General features: G+C 65.6%; 16 protein-coding genes. 13 read left to right on the plus strand and 3 right to left on the minus strand.

Annotated elements, in window-relative coordinates:
- Positions 1 to 26: 26 nt before the first annotated feature.
- Positions 27 to 1,010 carry a Ku protein gene (locus IVB01_RS08185; RefSeq protein ID WP_247494408.1) on the minus strand — a complete coding sequence of 328 codons (984 nt, stop codon included), beginning with the start codon at positions 1,008 to 1,010 and terminating at the stop codon, positions 27 to 29.
- Between the two features lie 232 nt (positions 1,011 to 1,242).
- Here IVB01_RS08185 and IVB01_RS08190 point away from each other — a divergent pair, with 232 nt between their 5' ends.
- From IVB01_RS08190 to IVB01_RS08250, 13 genes are all read left to right on the plus strand, one after another.
- The gene (locus tag IVB01_RS08190; protein ID WP_247275860.1) at positions 1,243 to 1,398 is read left to right on the plus strand and encodes a hypothetical protein; all 156 of its coding nucleotides are present in this window, start codon (positions 1,243 to 1,245) and stop codon (positions 1,396 to 1,398) included.
- A 243-nt stretch (positions 1,399 to 1,641) separates the two neighbouring features.
- On the plus strand, positions 1,642 to 2,313 hold the full coding sequence (locus IVB01_RS08195; protein WP_247275859.1) for a response regulator transcription factor: 672 nt from the start codon (positions 1,642 to 1,644) through the stop codon (positions 2,311 to 2,313).
- Between the two features lie 84 nt (positions 2,314 to 2,397).
- Positions 2,398 to 3,774: a sensor histidine kinase gene (locus IVB01_RS08200; protein WP_247275858.1), complete on the plus strand. Its 1,377-nt coding sequence runs from the start codon at positions 2,398 to 2,400 to the stop codon at positions 3,772 to 3,774.
- Between the two features lie 161 nt (positions 3,775 to 3,935).
- Entirely contained in the window at positions 3,936 to 5,336 is a 1,401-nt protein-coding gene (locus IVB01_RS08205) for a hypothetical protein (RefSeq protein WP_247275857.1), read from the plus strand.
- 100 nt (positions 5,337 to 5,436) lie between these two features.
- On the plus strand, positions 5,437 to 5,706 hold the full coding sequence (locus IVB01_RS08210; protein ID WP_247275889.1) for a hypothetical protein: 270 nt from the start codon (positions 5,437 to 5,439) through the stop codon (positions 5,704 to 5,706).
- A 130-nt stretch (positions 5,707 to 5,836) separates the two neighbouring features.
- Complete coding sequence (gene ccmI / locus IVB01_RS08215; RefSeq protein WP_247275856.1) at positions 5,837 to 6,943, plus strand: c-type cytochrome biogenesis protein CcmI; 1,107 nt, start codon at positions 5,837 to 5,839, stop codon at positions 6,941 to 6,943.
- 37 nt (positions 6,944 to 6,980) lie between these two features.
- Entirely contained in the window at positions 6,981 to 7,520 is a 540-nt protein-coding gene (gene ccmE, locus IVB01_RS08220) for a cytochrome c maturation protein CcmE (RefSeq protein ID WP_247275855.1), read from the plus strand.
- Positions 7,517 to 9,499 (plus strand): heme lyase CcmF/NrfE family subunit, encoded by a 1,983-nt coding sequence (locus IVB01_RS08225; RefSeq protein WP_247275854.1) that lies wholly within the window; start codon positions 7,517 to 7,519, stop codon positions 9,497 to 9,499. The genes ccmE and IVB01_RS08225 overlap by 4 nt, the downstream gene beginning before the upstream one ends.
- Positions 9,500 to 9,503: 4 nt before the next feature.
- Positions 9,504 to 9,986 carry a cytochrome c-type biogenesis protein gene (locus IVB01_RS08230; RefSeq protein WP_247275853.1) on the plus strand — a complete coding sequence of 161 codons (483 nt, stop codon included), beginning with the start codon at positions 9,504 to 9,506 and terminating at the stop codon, positions 9,984 to 9,986.
- A gap of 281 nt (positions 9,987 to 10,267) precedes the next feature.
- A complete protein-coding gene (locus tag IVB01_RS08235; RefSeq protein ID WP_247494409.1) occupies positions 10,268 to 11,845 on the plus strand; it encodes a Do family serine endopeptidase in 1,578 nt (525 codons plus the stop codon).
- 274 nt (positions 11,846 to 12,119) lie between these two features.
- Positions 12,120 to 12,800 carry a response regulator transcription factor gene (locus IVB01_RS08240; protein ID WP_247275851.1) on the plus strand — a complete coding sequence of 227 codons (681 nt, stop codon included), beginning with the start codon at positions 12,120 to 12,122 and terminating at the stop codon, positions 12,798 to 12,800.
- Positions 12,784 to 14,244 (plus strand): ATP-binding protein, encoded by a 1,461-nt coding sequence (locus tag IVB01_RS08245; RefSeq protein ID WP_247275850.1) that lies wholly within the window; start codon positions 12,784 to 12,786, stop codon positions 14,242 to 14,244. Before IVB01_RS08240 ends, IVB01_RS08245 begins: the two co-directional genes overlap by 17 nt.
- Entirely contained in the window at positions 14,241 to 17,228 is a 2,988-nt protein-coding gene (locus tag IVB01_RS08250; RefSeq protein ID WP_247275849.1) for a bifunctional [glutamine synthetase] adenylyltransferase/[glutamine synthetase]-adenylyl-L-tyrosine phosphorylase, read from the plus strand. Before IVB01_RS08245 ends, IVB01_RS08250 begins: the two co-directional genes overlap by 4 nt.
- Here the strand turns inward: IVB01_RS08250 and IVB01_RS08255 are convergent.
- Both IVB01_RS08255 and fdhD read right to left on the minus strand, forming a co-directional pair.
- Positions 17,185 to 17,418: a formate dehydrogenase subunit delta gene (locus tag IVB01_RS08255; protein WP_247415445.1), complete on the minus strand. Its 234-nt coding sequence runs from the start codon at positions 17,416 to 17,418 to the stop codon at positions 17,185 to 17,187. The two genes, IVB01_RS08250 and IVB01_RS08255, sit on opposite strands and share 44 nt — an antisense overlap.
- Positions 17,408 to 18,235, minus strand: coding sequence for a formate dehydrogenase accessory sulfurtransferase FdhD (fdhD, locus tag IVB01_RS08260; RefSeq protein ID WP_247275847.1), 828 nt, complete (start codon positions 18,233 to 18,235; stop codon positions 17,408 to 17,410). The genes IVB01_RS08255 and fdhD overlap by 11 nt, the downstream gene beginning before the upstream one ends.
- Positions 18,236 to 18,237 lie beyond the last annotated feature (2 nt).

Here is an 18,237-nt window from a genome sequence, read left to right on the forward strand (position 1 = left end):
CACGCGAGATCGTAAGTGTGAGGTCGCTAACCGGCCTTCTTCGTTCGCGCTGGCGCGCGTACCGGCTTGTCGGCCCTTTTCGAAGCCTCTTTGGGCGCGGTTTTCGCCGCAGCGTCCTTGCCGCTCTTGCCGGCGATTGGCAGCAGCATCTCGCGCTGGCCCTCGACGCGCTTCTTCGGCTTCTTGCGTTTGACGGTCTCCTTGGCGACCCCCGCCGCGGGAGCTGTCTCCCGCTCGCTCGCGAGACTCTTCTTCAGCGCGTCCATGAGGTTGATGACGTTGCCGCCAGTCTTCGGTGCCGCCTTGGCCGTGATCGGCATGCCGCTGCGCTTCTTGTTGATGAGATCGATCAGCGCGGTCTCGTAGTGATCCTCGAACAGCTCGGGCTCGAAAGCGCCGGACTTCTTCTCGACGATGTGCTTGGCAAGGTCGAGCATGTCCTTGGTCAGCTTCACGTCCTGGATGTCGTCGAAATATTCTTTTTCGCTCCGCACTTCGTAGGGATAGCGCAGCAACGTGCCCATCAGCCCGCTATCGAGCGGCTCCAGCGCGATGATGTGCTCGCGGTTGGTCAGCACCACGCGGCCGATCGCGACCTTGTCCATGCTGCGGATGGTTTCGCGGATCACCGCATAGGCGTCATGGCCCACCTTGCCGTCGGGCACGAGGTAATAGGGACGGATCAGGTAGCGGTTGTCGATGTCCGCCTTCGGCACGAACTCGTCGATCTCGATCGTGTGCGTGGAGTCCAGCGCGATCTCGTCGAGCTCGTCCTTGGTGACCTCGATATAGGTGTCGGTATCGACCTTGTAGCCCTTGACGATGTCCTCGGACGTCACCTCGTCACCGGTCTCCGCATCGACCTTGAGGTACTTGATGCGGTGGCCGGTCTTGCGGTTGATCTGGTTGAAGGAGACCTTCTCGGTATCCGAAGTGGCGGGATAGAGCGCGACCGGACAGGTCACGAGCGATAGACGCAGAAAACCCTTCCAATTGGCGCGGGGGGCCATGGGCTACTCCAAACGCAACGGGGACAGGCGACTAGGATACCATCAGGGAACAACGAATCATAGCAAGGCGGGTTACTGAATCTTGCAACTGCGTTAACCGGCCGCTGGGCCTGCGCTCCTGCCGGATCGAAGCGTAAAGGCCGGAACATCATATTCAATCACGCGTTGGCTCGAGACATCGGCTGCGAGGAGGTCGCGGCTATCGAAGCGACGTCCAGAGATTGAGGGCATTATGGCAACCACGCGAGAGCGGCATCAGATCGTGGAAACTCCGACCGAGGCGCGCCAGGGCGAGCCCGGGCCTTCGGTGGCGGCGCTGCTTGCCATCTCGACGGGCCTTGCCGTCCTGATCCTCGCCGTCGTCTGGTTCGTGTTCTTCCGGACTTGACCCGGCTGGATCCGAACGCCACGGATCTTCATATTCGCCGCGTGACGCAGCACTTTGCGCCCGCCATGCCCCCGGCTCGCCCGGTTGCGTGGCGGGCGCAGTCGCGTCGGCGCGTCAGAGGTCGTATATGACCAAAAAGTAACCTGGCCGGTTCCCCGCGTTCATATTCGGTTCACGCCGGAATTGCTCATCTCTGGCCGTGGTCATGCAGCCTGTTCTGGCAGCCAATCTTTGGAGAGAAGCGTGCGCCTGCTCGTTGTTGAGGACGACCCCGATCTCAATCGCCAGCTTACCAAGGCGCTGACCGACGCCGGTTACGTCGTCGACCGCGCTTTCGACGGGGAGGAGGGGCATTATCTCGGCGACAACGAGCCTTACGACGCCATCGTGCTCGACATCGGCCTTCCGAAGAAGGACGGCATCTCGGTGCTGGAGGCCTGGCGCCGCAACGGCCGTACCATGCCGGTCCTGATCCTCACCGCGCGCGACCGCTGGAGCGATAAGGTGCAGGGGTTCGATGCCGGCGCCGACGACTATGTCGCCAAGCCGTTCCATTTGGAGGAGGTGCTGGCACGCATCCGCGCGCTGCTGCGCCGCTCGACCGGCCACGCCCAGAGCGAGCTCAGCTGCGGTCCCGTTACGCTCGACACCAGGACGGGCCGGGTCAGCGTGTCAGGCAATCCCGTGAAGATGACCTCGCACGAATATCGGCTTCTGGCCTATCTGATGCACCATTCCGGGCGCGTCGTCTCCCGCACCGAGCTGGTCGAGCATCTCTATGACCAGGATTTTGACCGCGACTCCAACACAATCGAGGTCTTCGTCGGCCGCATCCGCAAGAAGCTCGACGTCGACATCATCCAGACCGTTCGCGGGCTCGGCTATCTCCTGACCCCGCCCAGTCCCGGCGCTTGAAGCGGCTTGACGGGCGGCCCGCCAAGGGCCTTGGTCCGGTCATGACCGATGCCCTGCCATCCTGCGCCTCCCGGGATCGTTCCGATGCCCGCTAGCTCACTTGCGAACCGCCTGTTCCTCTCGGCGACCGCGTGGCTCGTGGTGATCCTGGCCGTTACCGGCGTCGTGCTGTCCTCGGTCTACAAGAACGCCACCGAGCGCTCCTTCGACCGCCGTCTCAATCTCTATCTCCGCACGCTGATCGCCGAGGTCGCCACCCCCGACGAGCCGCCCGACCGCCAGTTCCAGTCGCTGGGCGAGCCCTTGTTCGACCTGCCGCTGTCCGGCTGGTACTGGCAGATCACGCGGACCGACACCGAGAAGCCGGAAGTGCGCTCCTCGCGCTCGCTCTGGGACAAGAAACTGCCGAAACTGGAAGAGCAGGGTGCCGAGCTCACCGCCGCCGGCATTCGGCTCGCTTATGTCGACGGGCCGGAAGGGCAGAACCTGCGCATGGTGGAGCGGCCGGTCGATCTCGGCGCCGACGGCAAATTTCTCGTCAGCGTCGCCGGCGACGACACCGAGATTTTCGACGAGACGCGGAGCTTCGACTATTACCTCGGCGGCACGTTTACGGCGCTTGGCATCGTGCTGCTGCTGACGACCGTGTTCCAGGTCCGCTTTGGTCTCGCGCCGCTCAAGCGCATCTCGGAATCCATCGCCGACATCCGCTCGGGTCGGGCGGAGCGGCTCGAGGGTGAATTTCCTGTCGAGATCGCGCCTTTGGCGCGCGAGACCAATGCGCTGATCGATGCCAATCGCGAAATCGTCGAACGGGCGCGCACCCATGTCGGCAATCTCGCCCATGCGATCAAGACGCCGCTCTCCGTCATCGTCAACGAGGCCGGCGCCCACGGGGCCGATCCGTTCGCGGCCAAGGTGATGGAGCAGGCGGACGTGATGCGCGACCAGGTTGCCCATCATCTGGAGCGCGCGCGCATTGCGGCACGGGTCTCGGTGGTCGCGACGGTGACGGAGGTGGCGCCCGCGATCGAGGCGCTGCGGCGGACGATGGAGAAGATCCACCGCGACCGCGGCATCGTGGTCGAGGCCAAGGCCGATCCGTCTGCGAGGTTCCGGGGCGAGCGCCAGGATCTGGATGAGATGGTCGGCAATCTGGTCGACAATGCCTGCAAATGGGCAGCCTCACGCGTCTTCATCGAGGTTGCGGTCGAGACGCCGCAACTGGCCGGCGCCGGCCCGCGTCTGCGGATCATCGTCGACGATGACGGCCGCGGCCTGTCGGAGGCCGAGCGTGCCCAGGTCTCCCGACGCGGCCAGCGGCTCGACGAGTCCAAGCCGGGCTCGGGGCTGGGACTGTCGATCGTGACCGACCTCGCCGCGCTTTATGGCGGCAGCCTCTCCCTCGGCGGCGCGCCGATCGGGGGCCTGCGAGCCGAACTGGTCCTCCCGGGATTATAATCTCTTGTTCTCATTTGATTTTTCGCCGTGGCGGATGCTTCTGCGGCAAAACCGGGGGGCATTCGAGGCGACTTCCTAAACGGCTTCTTAAGTGGGAAGCTCCTAAGATCGCGCCCGGACGCATCCCATGTCCGCCATTTTACCGTGCATGACCCGGGCGCATGAGCCAGACATCGATCGAGCGGCTGAGGGAATATCTCGCGCAGCTCCCGCCGCAGTCGCAGGCACTGCTGATGCGAGAGTTCGAGCGCGCGCTGGAGCGCGGCCAGGACACGGCTGTCGCGACCCTCGTGCTTGAGCAGTTGCGCAAGATCGTCCGCAAGAGCGAAGCCGACGAAGCCCCGCCACCGCGCACGGACGATCTGTCGCGGCTTCTCTTCCAAGTGCTGGAACCGTTCCTGGTCGAGGCGGGCACCCCGGTCCGGGTCGGACAAATCCGCCGCTCCTCGCTGCATCCAATCTGGCAATGGCTCGGGCGTGACGGCGCCCCGGACAAAGTCAATGAATTCGAGGCGGCGCTGGCCCGCATACCGCTAGACAGTGCAGGCCAGGTCGAGGCGCTGGCCTCCAGGCTCCAGGCGGTGGCGGCGGACGCCATCTTCGAGCTGACGGGGCCAGGCGGCGGCGACAAGTCGCGCGCGCTGGCCCGTGTCGGCCCGCCCAACGTGATCGAGGACCTCTATTCAATCGGTGCGGTGCTCCAGGTTCGGGAAGCCATCGCCGCCCTGAACGAGAAGTTGCCGCGCTTCCTGCGCGCCTTCGGCGATTCCCAGATCGCCTCGGTGACGTCGGCGCTCAACATTCCAGTCCTCCAGACCCCGCAGATGCTGCCCTTCGCGCTGTCCATGGTGGTGCAGCGGATGACCGCGCCGTGGCAGATCATCCGCCTCGCTATCAAGATTGCCGCCTCGGACGACGAGATCCGCGTCGCGGCAACGCCCTACGGTGTCGCCGTCACGATCGCCCTGCACGATCTGTCCTGTGTGGCCGCGGTCCTGCGCATGGACATCAAGCGCGGCAATTTCGACAACGTCGCCGGCAATCTCAAGGCGCTGCATGACGGCGTGCGCGGCCTGCGCACCGAGCTCGACCTGCGCAACGATTCCGCTTGGGGCAAGCAGCTGGTCTCGATCCGCGCCGACATCTCCAATGCGCTGCAATCCGAGATCGACAGCGTTCCCGGCCGCGTTCGTCGCATCCTGCGCCAACGCGCCGAGAAGGACATTCCGCCGGGGGCGCGAATCGACAGCACCGAGGTCGAGGAAACCGTGGCGCTGATCGATTTCGTCGCGGCCTGCCGCAACTATGCGAGTGAGCTTGCGATCAACGAGGTGACGCTGCGCACCTATTCCGACCTCCAGCAATATGTCGAGCGCTCGACCGAGCAGCTGGTGCAGTCGCTGCGCTCCGCCGATCACAAGGTCCGCACCTATCGGCAGCAGCAGGTGCAGGCCGCGATCCGCTTCTGTCAGGTGCTGTTCGGCGACGATTACGCCTCGCTGATGAGTCGCGCGGCAGAGAATGCGGCGACGGGCGAGCGCAAATCGTCGCGCGCAAGCTGATCCGAGCGCATAATTTCGTTATCACAATTTCTGGTTGACGGTGCCGATATCGCGCCCTACGGTCGCCATGCAAGTCCGGGGAATTTCTATTTGTGGGCGCATGAAACCCGTTATCAGCTCCATCGAAATCGAGAACCGCGTCGTTGTTGCCAAATATCAGAGACTGATGGTCGGCGCGAAGGTGGTGCTGGTCGAGAAGGCAAGCGGCCGACAATTGTCTGAAACGCTCACCAGGGTCGCGTCTCCGGTTCCAGTCGGGGCGCTGCGCATCCGATTGCCGGATGCGGTCAGGCCGGGAACATATTTCCTGAAGGCCTTCAACGGGCACGGCGAGGATGCCGCGCAAAGTGCGGACTTCGACATCGGCTAAGCTGTTGGAGTTTCATCGTTTCGGACCGGGCGCGGTCGCGCCGAATTGACAATTGTCAATTGCCGCCTCCTCCGGCCGTGGTGTAAAGCCACCTATAGGCGCGGATCGCGCGCCGCCGGAAGCTTGCCAGATGACGCTATGGTTCGTGTTCGCGCTGATGACAGTCGCGGCGATTTTCGCCGTGCTTCTGCCGCTCGGCCGCAGCGGAGCCGCGCAAAGTCAAGGCAGCGAGATTGCGGTCTACAAGGACCAACTGGCCGAAATCGAGCGTGATCTCGGCACCGGACTGATCGCCGCTCCTGAAGCCGAGGCGGCCCGCGTCGAGATCAGCCGCAGGCTGCTCGCCGCTGCCAGCGAACCTGCCATGGCGCCGAAATCGAGCCTCAAATGGCGCCGCGCGGCCGCGGTGCTGGCGTTGACTGGCCTGCCGATGGTTGCGATCGGGGTTTACATGCCGCTGGGCTCGCCCAGGCTTCAGGACTTTCCCTTGGCGCAGCGCGAGCGCGGATCCGGATCCGGGGTGGCGCAATCGCTCGAGAATCTCGTCGTGCAGGTCGAGCAACATCTGGAAAAAAATCCGACTGACGGTCGCGGCTGGAACGTGCTCGCGCCGGTGCTGGAGCGGCTCGGCCGCTTCGACGATGCGGTGCGTGCCTATCGCAACTCGCTCACCTACAACGGCGAGAGCGCCGAGCGCCGGTCCGATCTCGGCGAGGCGCTCTCGGCGGCCGCCGGCGGGGTCGTGACCGCCGAGGCCAAAGCGGAATTCGAGCGTGCGCACGCGCTCGATGCCGATGATCCCAAGGCGAACTACTTCCTGGGGCTCGCCGCCGAGCAGGACGGCCGCAAGGATGATGCGGCCAATATCTGGCGCGCGCTGCTGGCGAAGGCGCCGGCGGATGCGCCGTGGCGGTCCCTGGTGCAGTCCTCGCTGGCGCGGGTCGGCGGCGGCACGGTGCCGGCGCTGTCGGACGAGACGATCGCAGCCTCCAGGGATATGGCCGAGGGCGATCGCAACGCGATGGTGCGCGGCATGGTCGAACGCCTCGCCACCCGCCTCAAGCAGAACGGCGACGACGTCGAGGGGTGGCTTCGCCTGGTGCGCGCCTATCTCGTGATGGGCGACCGCGGCAAGGCGGTGGGGGCATCGGCCGATGCCCGCCAGGCGGTTGCCGGCGATGCCGAGCGGCTGCGCCAGCTCAACGAAGGGCTCAAGACTCTCGGGCTCGACGGATGACGATTTCGGGACCAGACGAGCGGAGAACGGATACGCCATGACGCGCAAGCAGCGACGTATGACCATCATCGGCGGCTCGCTCGCCGTGCTTGCGCTCGCCGCCGCGCTCGTGCTCAACGCATTGCGCGACTCCATCGTGTTCTTCTCGACACCAACCATGGTCGCCGAGAAGCACGTCGAACCCGGCAAGCGGTTTCGTCTCGGCGGGCTGGTGCAGCCCGGCTCGCTCCAGCGCGGCGACAATCTCGCGGTGACCTTCGAGGTCGCCGACGGCAACGCCAAGCTGCCGGTCGCCTACAAGGGCATCCTGCCGGACCTGTTCCGTGAAGGGCAGGGCGTCGTTGCCGAAGGCGCACTCGACAGCAACGGCGTGTTCAAGGCCGACACCGTGCTCGCCAAGCACGACGAAACCTACATGCCCAAGGACGTTGCCGATGCCCTGAAGAAGCAGGGCCACTGGAAGGACGATTACGACGCCAAGGCCTCTGAAGCCAAGGCCTCTGACGCCAAGGCTTCGGGCGGCAGCAAGCCCGCGGCCACGGCGGCGCAGGGCAATCCGCAGGGAGCCGTGCGGTGATCGCAGAATCCGGACATTACGCGCTGGTGCTGGCGCTCGGGCTTGCACTGATCCAGTCCGTCGTGCCGTTGATCGGTGCACGCCTGCACGACACCGCCCTGATGAACGTGGCGCGGTCCACCGCGCTGGCGCAGCTGCTGTTCGTCGGGGCATCGTTCATGGCACTTGTGATGCTGCACGTGAGCTCGGATTTCTCCGTCGCCAATGTCTACGAGAATTCCCACTCGATGAAGCCGCTGCTCTACAAGATCACCGGCGTGTGGGGAAATCACGAAGGCTCGATGCTGCTGTGGGTATCGATCCTCGCTTTGTTCGGCGGCCTGGTTGCCGCTTTCGGCAACAATCTGCCGCTGTCGCTGCGCGCGCACGTGCTGAGCGTCCAGGGCTGGATCGCCAGCGCCTTCTATCTCTTCATCCTGATGACCTCGAACCCGTTCCTGCGCATCACGAGCCCGCCGCTCGAGGGACGCGATCTCAATCCTGTGCTCCAGGACATCGGTCTCGCCGTGCATCCGCCGATGCTCTATCTCGGCTATGTCGGCTTCTCGATCTCGTTCTCCTTCGCCATCGCGGCGCTGATGGAGGGGCGGATCGACGCGGCTTGGGCGCGCTGGGTGCGGCCGTGGACGCTGGTGGCCTGGATCTTCCTCACGCTCGGCATCGCCATGGGCTCGTACTGGGCCTATTACGAGCTCGGCTGGGGCGGCTGGTGGTTCTGGGATCCGGTCGAGAACGCCTCGCTGATGCCGTGGCTCGCCGGCACCGCGCTGCTGCATTCGGCGCTGGTCATGGAGAAGCGCAACGCGCTGAAGGTCTGGACCATCCTGTTGTCGATCCTGACCTTCTCGCTGTCGCTGCTCGGCACCTTCCTGGTCCGCTCCGGCGTCATCACCTCGGTGCATGCTTTCGCGACTGACCCGACCCGCGGCGTGTTCATCCTGCTGATCCTCTGCCTGTTCATCGGCGGCAGCCTGGCGCTGTTCGCGGGCCGTGCCACCTCGTTGAAGCAGGGCGGCCTGTTCGCGCCGATCTCCCGCGAGGGTGCGCTGGTGCTGAACAACCTGCTGCTTACCGTCGCCTGCGCGGTCGTGCTATTCGGCACGCTCTATCCGCTGGCGATGGAGATGCTGGCCGACTTCAAGATGTCGGTCGGCGCGCCCTTCTACAACCTCACTTTCGCGCCGCTGTTTGCCCTGTTGCTGTTCGCTGTACCGTTCGGGCCGATGCTGGCGTGGAAGCGCGGCGATCTGCTCGGCGTGACGCAGCGCCTGCTCGCGGCGGGCGTTGCCAGCCTCGTCGCAATCGCCATCGCCTGGGCCTGGGCGCGCGGCGGCAGCGCGCTGGCGCCGCTGGCGATCGGGCTTGGTGTTTTCGTCATCGCCGGCGCTGTCACCGACATCGTCGAGCGGACGGGCCTGGTTCGCCTGCCGTTCGCCACAGTGCTGAACCGGGCGCGTGGCCTGCCGCGCTCGGCCTGGGGCACCACGCTGGCGCATGCCGGCCTCGGCGTCGCGCTGATCGGAATCGTCTGCGAGACCACCTGGAACAGCGAATATATCGCGACGATGAAGCAGAGCGACGTCGCCCATGTCGCCGGCTACGACGTGAAGCTCGATCGGTTGTTTCAGCGTCAGGGCCCGAACTACCGGGAGATGATCGCCGAGTTCAATGTCAGCCGCGACGGCGAGACGCTGAGCATGATGACGCCGTCCAAGCGCAGCTTCACAACGCGTGGCTCGTCCACCACCGAAGCGGCCCTGCTGACGCGCGGCGCGAGCCAGCTCTACGTCTCGCTCGGCGATGCCACCGCCGAGGGTGCCATTGCCGTGCGCATCTATTACAAGCCGATGGTGCTGCTGATCTGGTGGGGACCGGTGCTGATGGCGTTTGGCGGCGTGCTGTCGCTGTCCGATCGCCGCTTGCGGGTCGGTGCGCCGAAGCCGGCGCGGGCCAAGCAGCGGCTCCAGCCCGCGGAGTGATCCGATGCGCCGGATGTGGTTCGTGATCGTCGCGCTAATGCTGCTGGCCTCGCCTGCGGCGCATGCCGTGCAGCCCGACGAGATCATGTCGGATCCCGTCAAGGAGGCGCGTGCGCGCGAACTGTCGCGCGAGCTGCGCTGCATGGTCTGCCAGAACCAGTCGATCGACGATTCCGACGCGCCGCTGGCGCGCGATTTGCGGCTGCTGGTGCGCGAGCGGATTGCCGCCGGCGACAGCAATTCGCAGGTGCTCGACTTCCTGGTCGCGCGCTATGGCGAGTTCGTGCTGCTGAAGCCGCGTTTCGAACGCCAGACCCTGCTGCTATGGCTGCTCGCGCCGCTTCTGTTGGCTGGCGGCGGCCTGGCGCTATGGCTGCAAATCCGGCGCCGCGCGCGGAGCGGTGCAGATCTGCCAGCACCGCCGCTCACGCCCGAGGAAGAGGCGCGGCTCGCGGGATTGATGTCGGACGATGCGAAGTCGCAATAGCGTGGCGCGGCTTAGAATCCCAAGTCCAACGGCCTTAAGGGGTGCCGCTGCGGAGCAATCTAGGTCGCCAAAAGCTGTTCTGATGCGTTTCACCGGAACCCGACTAAGTTCCTGTAGGACCAGAACTTTTAGCCTGCGTTAAACTGCCGCATCGCCGCTGCCTTCATTACGAAAGTTTAACCCTGCCGCCAGCGCGCGGTAAGGCGGGAGCCCCCATGTTCAGGTCCGTAAGGTGCTGGCATCCGGCACCAAAAGAAATTCAAGGCCCTGGAGATCTCTGCATGACCGACCGTTCCGACCTCTCGCACCTCCCGTCCTACCGGCAGCCGCGCCGGTCGGTATTCTCCGCGCGCAAGATCGCGCTGATGGCCTCGGTCATCGCCGGCCTCGGCGCGGGCGTCTATGGCTTGAGCCCGTCGACCTCGCCGGCCGACCTGTTCTCCAGCCCGGCGCATGCGCAGGTCAATCAAGAGGTTCGGAAGGTCGAGCGTCCGATCGGCTTTGCCGACATCGTCGAGCGCGTGAAGCCGTCGGTGATCTCGGTGAAGGTCAACATCAAGGAGAAGACCGCGAGCAACGATGACGGCGACGATTCCTCCTCGCCGTTCCAGCCGGGCTCGCCCATGGAGCGCTTCTTCCGCCGCTTCGGTGGTCCGGATGGTTTCCCGGGCCTGAAGGGCGGCCGTGGCCGCGTCGTTCAGGGCCAGGGCTCCGGCTTCTTCATCTCGCCCGATGGCTATGCCGTGACCAACAATCACGTGGTCGACGGCGCCGACAAGGTCGAGGTCACCACCGACGACGGCAAGACCTATACCGCCAAGGTCATCGGCACCGACCAGCGCACCGACCTCGCCTTGATCAAGGTCGAGGGCAGCTCGAATTTCCCGTTCGCCAAGCTCGCCGACGGCAAGCCGCGGATCGGCGACTGGGTGCTCGCGGTCGGCAATCCCTTCGGCCTCGGCGGCACCGTGACTGCCGGCATCGTCTCGGCCAGCGGCCGCGACATCGGCAATGGCCCCTATGACGATTTTATCCAGATCGACGCGCCCGTGAACAAGGGCAATTCCGGCGGTCCGGCCTTTAACACCGAGGGGGAGGTGATGGGCGTCAACACCGCGATCTACTCGCCCTCCGGCGGTAGCGTCGGCATCGCCTTCTCGATTCCCGCCAACACCGTGAAGAGCGTGGTGGCCCAGCTCAAGGACAAGGGTTCGGTCAGCCGCGGCTGGATCGGCGTGCAGATCCAGCCGGTGACGTCTGACATCGCCGACAGCCTCGGCATGAAGAAGGCCGAAGGCGCGCTGGTCGCGGAGCCGCAGGCGAACGGTCCGGCGGCGAAGGCCGGCATCGAGTCCGGCGACGTGATCACCGCGGTCAATGGCGAGCCCGTCAAGGACGCTCGTGAGCTTGCTCGCACCATCGGCGGCATGGCGCCCGGCGCCTCGGTGAAGCTCAACGTGCTGCACAAGGGCCAGGACAAGGTCGTCAATCTCACCCTCGGCCAGCTGCCGAACACGGTCGAGGCCAAAGCCGACACCGACAATGACAGTGGCAAGGGTGCGAGCCGCGGCACCGACGTGCCCAAGCTCGGCATGACCGTTGCTCCAGCCAATTCCGTGGCCGGCGCCGGCAAGGAAGGCGTCGTGGTCACCGAAGTCGATCCGAAGAGCGCCGCGGCCGAACGCGGCTTCAAGGAAGGCGACGTGATTCTTGAAGTCGGGGGCAAGAGCGTCAGCACCGCCGCCGAAGTCCGCGATGCCATCAACACGGCGCGGACCGATAACAAGAACAGCGTCCTGATGCGCGTGAAGAGCGGCGGGCAGTCGCGCTTCGTCGCCGTGTCCATCGCCAAGGGCTGAGGCCTCAGGAGGCTTACGAGATGAAGGGTGTCGCCGGCATCAGTCGCCCCCGCCGACGGCGCCCTTCGGGGGAGCAGCGCAACGTTTGCTTCCCCTGTCTACCTTCCGGTGGAATTACGCCCCCCTCCGTCGGAAGGCCTAGGGCGGTGAAGTCCCCCCAGCTTCACCGCCCGCCTTTTCCCCGATCCGAGATCGTTCCGCTCGGCTTGCATGCGATTGCCGCTCGCGCCATGTTTAGAGAAGGTTCACTCCCTTGACTGCCGCCGAACGCACGATGCGCCTCCTCATCATCGAAGACGACCGCGAATCCGCCGACTATCTCGTGAAGGCGTTTCGCGAAGTCGGACACATTGCCGATCATGCCGCCGACGGCGAGGAAGGTCTCGCCATGGCCGAGAACGGCGATTACGACGTGCTGGTGGTCGACCGCATGCTGCCCAAGCGCGACGGCCTGTCGCTGATCGGCGCGCTGCGCGACAAGGGCAACACCACGCCGGTGCTGATTCTCTCCGCGCTCGGACAGGTCGACGACCGCATCAAGGGCCTGCGCGCCGGCGGCGACGATTATCTGCCAAAGCCTTATTCGTTCGCCGAACTGCTCGCCCGCGTTGAGGTGCTGTCGCGCCGCCGCGGCGGGCCCGCCGAGGACACGCTCTACCGCGTCGGCGATCTCGAGCTCGACCGGCTGTCCCACCGCGTCGCCCGCGGCAAGGACGAGCTGACGCTCCAGCCGCGCGAATTCCGCCTGCTCGAATACCTCATGAAGCACGCCGGCCAGGTGGTGACGCGCACCATGCTGCTCGAGAACGTCTGGGACTATCATTTTGATCCGCAGACCAACGTGATCGACGTGCACATTTCGCGGCTGCGCTCCAAGATTGACAAGGGCTTCGAGCGCCCGCTGCTGCATACGATCCGCGGCGCCGGATACATGATCCGTGACGGCATTCGGTAAACTCGTCCGCACCACGGCATTCCGGCTGACGCTGGTCTATCTGCTGCTGTTCGCGATGTTCGCGGCTTCGCTGCTCGCCTATTTCGCCTGGAATACGCGGCGGCTGATCACCGAGGAGATCACGCAGACGGTGAATTCCGAGACCTCGGAGATCAACGAGATCTACGGCCGCCGCGGCCTGCGGGGCCTCGTGCTCGCGATCGAGTACCGGGCGCTGCGGCCGGGCGCAAACCTCTATCTGGTGACTACGCCGACTGGGCAGGCGATCGCCGGCAATGTCGGCTCGCTCGCGCCCGGCGTGATGGCGACGCGCGGCTGGTCCGAGACAGCCTATCGGCGGATCGAGGATGCTGACGAACGCGATCATCGCGCGCTGGTGCGCGTCACGGAGCTGGAGAACGGCTTCCGGCTTCTGATCGGCCGCGATCTCGACGAGCGGCGGCGCCTGTTCGGCATCGTCGCGAAGGCGGCGCAATGGTCGATCCTGATCGTCGTGGTGCTCGGCCTCGGCGGCGGCGTCTTCGTCGCGCGCCGCGTGCTGAGGCGCATCGATGCCATGACCGGCACTGCGCAGCGGATCATGACTGGTGATCTCAGCGAGCGCCTGCCTGTGGGGCGCAGCGGCGACGAGCTCGACCGTCTCGCCGAAAACCTCAACGCCATGCTGGAGCGGATCGAGGCGCTGATGGCTGGGCTGAAGGAAGTCTCCGACAACATCGCCCACGACCTCAAGACGCCGCTGACGCGCTTGCGCAACCGCGCCGAAGAGGCGCTGGCGAAATCGGGCTGCGAGGCGGACTACCGTGCAGCGCTGGAGCGCACCATCGAGGAATCCGACGGGCTGATCCGCACCTTCAACGCGCTTCTGATGATCGCGCGTGCCGAATCCGGGCAGGCGCGCGGCAACATGGACGATTTCGACGCTGCCGAGGTCGCGAACGGCATCCACGAGCTCTACGAGCCGCTGGCTGAGGATGACGGCATGACCCTGAAGGTCAAATGCGAGCCGGCGCCGGTTCACGCCAATCGCGAACTGATCAGCCAGGCGCTCGCCAATCTCGTCGAGAACGCGATCAAATACGGCAAGCCGGCGGCGCAGACCGCGGGAACCGTGGTCAGCATGGACGTGAGGCAAATCACGATCGAGGCGAGGCGCGATGGCGACCAGGTGCTGCTCAGCGTCACCGACCGTGGTCCGGGGATCCCCGAAGCGGATCGCAAGCACGTCGTCGAGCGATTCGTGCGGCTGGAGGCCAGCCGCACGCTGCCGGGCTCCGGCCTCGGCCTCAGCCTCGCCTCGGCCGTTGCGACATTGCATGGCGGTGAGTTGCGCCTAGGCGATGCCCATCCCGGTCTCGTTGCCACGCTGGTGCTGCCGGCGCGCGCGGGCGCCGGCGACAGGGTTGCTCCGCCAATACCGGATGTGCCACAGAAGGTGGCATGAACCACTCCGCGCCGGGAAACGCGGACAAACATGGTGAGAGCCTCGCGGCACGCTTCGCCGAGGCTCCCTATGTTGCCGCTTCCACAACCGACCAAAGACGCTTCGAAAATTGGCTGGCCGAGCTCGAGCCGGTGCAATCGACCCGTCTCGAATCCCTGCTGGTCCGTCCCTTTGCGCGGGATATTCTGACCGGCATCGCGCAATTCTCGTCCTATCTGTTCGATCTGATTCGCGCCGATCCCCTGCGCCTGATCCGGTTGCTCGAATGCGATCCGGAGGTGCATCTTGGGGCGCTGATGGCGGAGGCGAGGGGCGCCGTGCTCGCGGCGCCGGATGAAGCCGAGGTGATGCGCCTGCTTCGCCGGATGAAGGCGGAGGCGGCGCTGCTGATCGCGCTGTGCGACATCGGCGGCGTCTGGCCGGTGATGCGGGTGACGGCGGCGCTGACGGATATCGCGGTGTTCTCGGTGCAGGCGGCGCTGCAGTACTTGCTGCGGCAGGAAGCTGCACGCGGCAAGCTCTCACCGCCCGATCCCGAGGCGCCCGAAGAAGGCTGCGGGCTGATTGTGCTCGCGATGGGCAAGATGGGCGCGGGGGAGCTGAACTATTCAAGCGACATCGATCTCATCGTGTTCTTCGATCCCGATGCGACGACGCTCGCGCCCGATATGGAACCGCAGCCGTTCTTCGTGCGCGTGACGCAAGGCATGGCGCGCATTCTCCAGCAGCGCACCTATGACGGTTACGTGTTCCGCGTCGATCTGCGGCTGCGGCCCGATCCGTCCTCGACCCAGGTGGCGATCTCCCGCGATGCCGCGCTGAACTATTACGAGCGGGAAGGGCGCACCTGGGAGCGCGCCGCGATGATCAAGGCGCGCGCCTGCGCCGGCGATCCCCGCGCGGGTGAAGCGCTTTTGGCAGAGATCGCGCCCTTCGTCTGGCGCAAGCATCTCGACTTCGCCGCGCTTGCCGACGTGCACGAAATGAAGCGACAGATGCAGACCTATCGCGGTCAGAGCGAGGTCGCGGTCGAGGGCCATAATGTCAAGGTCGGGCGCGGCGGCATCCGCGAGATCGAGTTCTTCGCGCAGACGCAGCAGTTGATTGCGGGCGGCCGCCATCCGGAATTGCGGGTGCGGCCGACGCTCAATGCGCTCGACGTGCTCGCCTCCAGCAACTGGATCACGTTCGCGGCGCGCGACGAGCTGACCACGGCCTACGAATTTCTGCGCCGGGTCGAGCATCGCCTCCAGATGATCGCCGACGAGCAGACCCATACACTGCCCGAGGACAAGGAGGCGGTCGAGCGCTTCGCCTGGTTCTTCGGCTACCCGGATCGGGAGGCCTTTGCGCGCGACCTGTTGCACCAGCTCCAGATCGTCCAGGGGCACTATGAAAAACTGTTCGAGGGCGATGATCCGACCGGGACGGCCAAACTGCCGGCGCTCGACTACAGTGCCGGTCCCGACGATCCGCGCCTGCTCCAGCACATTGCGGCGCTCGGCTTCAAGAAGCCGGCCGCCGTCGCGCAGACCGTGCGCGACTGGATCACCGGCGACTATCGCGTGTTCCGCAATGAGGCGACGCGCAACGCGTTCGTCGAATTCGTGCCGGCCCTGATCGACGGTCTTGCCCATGCCGAGGAGCCGGACCGCGCGGTCGTGGCGTTCGATCATTTCCTCGGCGCGCTTCAGCGCGGCGGCCGGCTGATCACGCTGCTCGGCCAGAACCGCGATCTGGTCGCACTGGTGGCGCTGGTGCTAGGCGCGGCGCCCCGGCTCGGCGAGATGCTGGCGCGGCAGCCGCAGCTCATGGACGGCCTGATCGATCCGCGCTTCTTCGGCGCCATGCCGGACAGGCAGGAATTGTCGGGACGGTTAGCTGCGACCGTGCAGGACGCGGGCTCCTATGAAGAGTTCCTCGATCGCCTGCGCCTGTTCGGACAGGAGAGCCTGTTCCTGATCGGTACGCGTATCCTGTCCGGCACGGTCTCGGCGCAGCAGGCGAGTACCGCTTTTGCGGACGTCGCCGAGGGCATCGTCCACACCGTGCATGGCCTCGTTGCCGAGCGCTTTGCCGCCCAGCATGGCCGCATTAGGGATCAGCAGACCGCGATCATCGCGATGGGCCGGCTCGGCAGCCGCGAGATGACGGCGTCGTCCGATCTCGACCTGATCCTGCTCTACGATTTCGACAGCGACAATCCGGACTCCGATGGTGCGAGATCGCTGCAAGGTGCCCACTATTTCGCCCGCTTTACCCAGCGTCTGATCAGCGCCTTCACGACGCGCACCAATTACGGCGTGCTCTATGAGATCGACATGCGGCTGCGTCCGTCGGGACGCGCCGGTCCCGTGGCCTCGAGCCTGGTTTCGTTCGCGGACTACCAGGCGAACGAGGCCTGGACCTGGGAGCACATGGCGCTGACACGCGCGCGCGTGGTGTCGGCCTCGCCCGAATTCCGGGAACGAATCGAGCGCGTCATCCGCGACGTCTTGACCCGACGCCGCGATCCCGCCATCACCGCCAACGACGTTGCCGACATGCGGCGCGCCATCGCCCAGGAGAAGGGCGAGGCCGATTGCTGGGATCTCAAACATGCCGCCGGCGGTATGGTCGACATCGATTTCATCGCGCAATATCTCCAGCTCGTGCACGCCCACGACAAGCCGGAGATCCTCGACGTCAGCACCATGCAGGTGTTGGAAAATGCATGCAGGCTCGGCGTGCTCGCGCAGTCTGAAACCGAGATATTGCGTGCCGCGGCCCGGCTCTATCACGACCTGACGCAGATCTTGCGGCTCTGCGTCAGCGATCGCTTCAAGCCGGAGACGGCGGGCACCGACCTCTTCCGTGTGATGGCACGCGCCGGCGATGCGCCGGATTTCTCGTCGCTGCAGGCGCGAGTGAAGGAGACGCAGAGCGAGGTGCGGCGCGTGTTCAGGGCGCTGCTGGAAGGGTCGTCGTCTGCTTCAGCGAGGTGAGGGCCTCGCGGACATCAGGCGCAAGGTCGGCGCCGCCCGCATCGAGATGGGCGAAGATCGCGCGTTTCATACGGGGATCCCAGAACTTCTTGATGTGCTCGGCGATGCCCGGCACGGCCCTGTCGTGGCCTTGACTCTGGAAGAATGTGCCGATCTGGTTGGCCATGTAGATCAGACGGTCAGGCGACATCGGCAACCTCCCTGGCATGGCGGGCGACGACCCGGTCACCATGCGAAAACACTTCGAAGCCGTCTTGGCGGGCAATGGCAATCAGCGTGATGCCGGCGGCTTCCGCCGTGCGCACCGCGAGCGCGGTCGGCGCCGACACGGCAACCATCATGGGGGCGCCGATCGCGGCTGTCTTCTGCACCATCTCCACCGAGACGCGGCTCGTGAGCAGCACTATGCCGCCGCGCGCATTGGTGCGGCTGCGTGCCAGGGCACCGGCAAGCTTGTCGAGCGCATTGTGGCGGCCGACGTCCTCGCGCAGCGCGACGATGTTGCCGGTAGGGGACCAGAACGCGGCGGCGTGTACGGCCCGGGTCTGTAAATTGATCGATTGTAGCGGCGCGATGGCCTGCATCGCCGTCATGACCTCTGCGGCCGTGAAGCTCTGCCCCTGCGGCACCACGGCCGCCGGCCGCACCGCCTCGGCAATGGACTCGATGCCGCAGATGCCGCAGCCGGTCGGACCTGCGATGTGGCGACGACGCTCGTTGATGCGCGCGGCATGTTTCGGCGCCAGCCACATGCGCAGCTCGATGCCGTCGTCGAGGCGGACGATTTCGAGCGATCGGATCTCGTCGGCCGATCCGACGATGCCTTCGCTCACGGTGAAGCCGACGGCGAAGTCCTCGAGGTTCTGCGGCGTCCCCATCATGACGGCGTAGGTGCCGCCATTATAGGTCAGCGCCAGCGGCGTCTCCTCCGGGATCAGCCGCGCGCCTTCAGAGGCCGTCCCGTTGCGCCAGATTTCACGATCGATAGCCTGGACCGCTACGTGCATGC

It is taken from the genome of Bradyrhizobium sp. 164 (genome assembly GCF_023073715.1).
In the GTDB taxonomy this organism is placed as follows: domain Bacteria; phylum Pseudomonadota; class Alphaproteobacteria; order Rhizobiales; family Xanthobacteraceae; genus Bradyrhizobium.

Excerpts from the sequence above, each read along its gene's own strand:
- ccmI (WP_247275856.1), top strand. The coding sequence starts at position 5,837 with ATGACGCTATGGTTCGTGTTCGCGCTGATGACAGTCGCGGCGATTTTC.
- IVB01_RS08205 (WP_247275857.1), top strand. The coding sequence starts at position 3,936 with ATGAGCCAGACATCGATCGAGCGGCTGAGGGAATATCTCGCGCAGCTC.
- IVB01_RS08185 (WP_247494408.1), bottom strand. The coding sequence starts at position 1,010 with ATGGCCCCCCGCGCCAATTGGAAGGGTTTTCTGCGTCTATCGCTCGTG.
- IVB01_RS08250 (WP_247275849.1), top strand. The coding sequence starts at position 14,241 with ATGAACCACTCCGCGCCGGGAAACGCGGACAAACATGGTGAGAGCCTC.
- IVB01_RS08235 (WP_247494409.1), top strand. The coding sequence starts at position 10,268 with ATGACCGACCGTTCCGACCTCTCGCACCTCCCGTCCTACCGGCAGCCG.
- IVB01_RS08240 (WP_247275851.1), top strand. The coding sequence starts at position 12,120 with ATGCGCCTCCTCATCATCGAAGACGACCGCGAATCCGCCGACTATCTC.
- IVB01_RS08210 (WP_247275889.1), top strand. The coding sequence starts at position 5,437 with ATGAAACCCGTTATCAGCTCCATCGAAATCGAGAACCGCGTCGTTGTT.
- IVB01_RS08255 (WP_247415445.1), bottom strand. The coding sequence starts at position 17,418 with ATGTCGCCTGACCGTCTGATCTACATGGCCAACCAGATCGGCACATTC.
- IVB01_RS08190 (WP_247275860.1), top strand. The coding sequence starts at position 1,243 with ATGGCAACCACGCGAGAGCGGCATCAGATCGTGGAAACTCCGACCGAG.
- IVB01_RS08230 (WP_247275853.1), top strand. The coding sequence starts at position 9,504 with ATGCGCCGGATGTGGTTCGTGATCGTCGCGCTAATGCTGCTGGCCTCG.
- ccmE (WP_247275855.1), top strand. The coding sequence starts at position 6,981 with ATGACGCGCAAGCAGCGACGTATGACCATCATCGGCGGCTCGCTCGCC.
- IVB01_RS08200 (WP_247275858.1), top strand. The coding sequence starts at position 2,398 with ATGCCCGCTAGCTCACTTGCGAACCGCCTGTTCCTCTCGGCGACCGCG.
- fdhD (WP_247275847.1), bottom strand. The coding sequence starts at position 18,235 with ATGCACGTAGCGGTCCAGGCTATCGATCGTGAAATCTGGCGCAACGGG.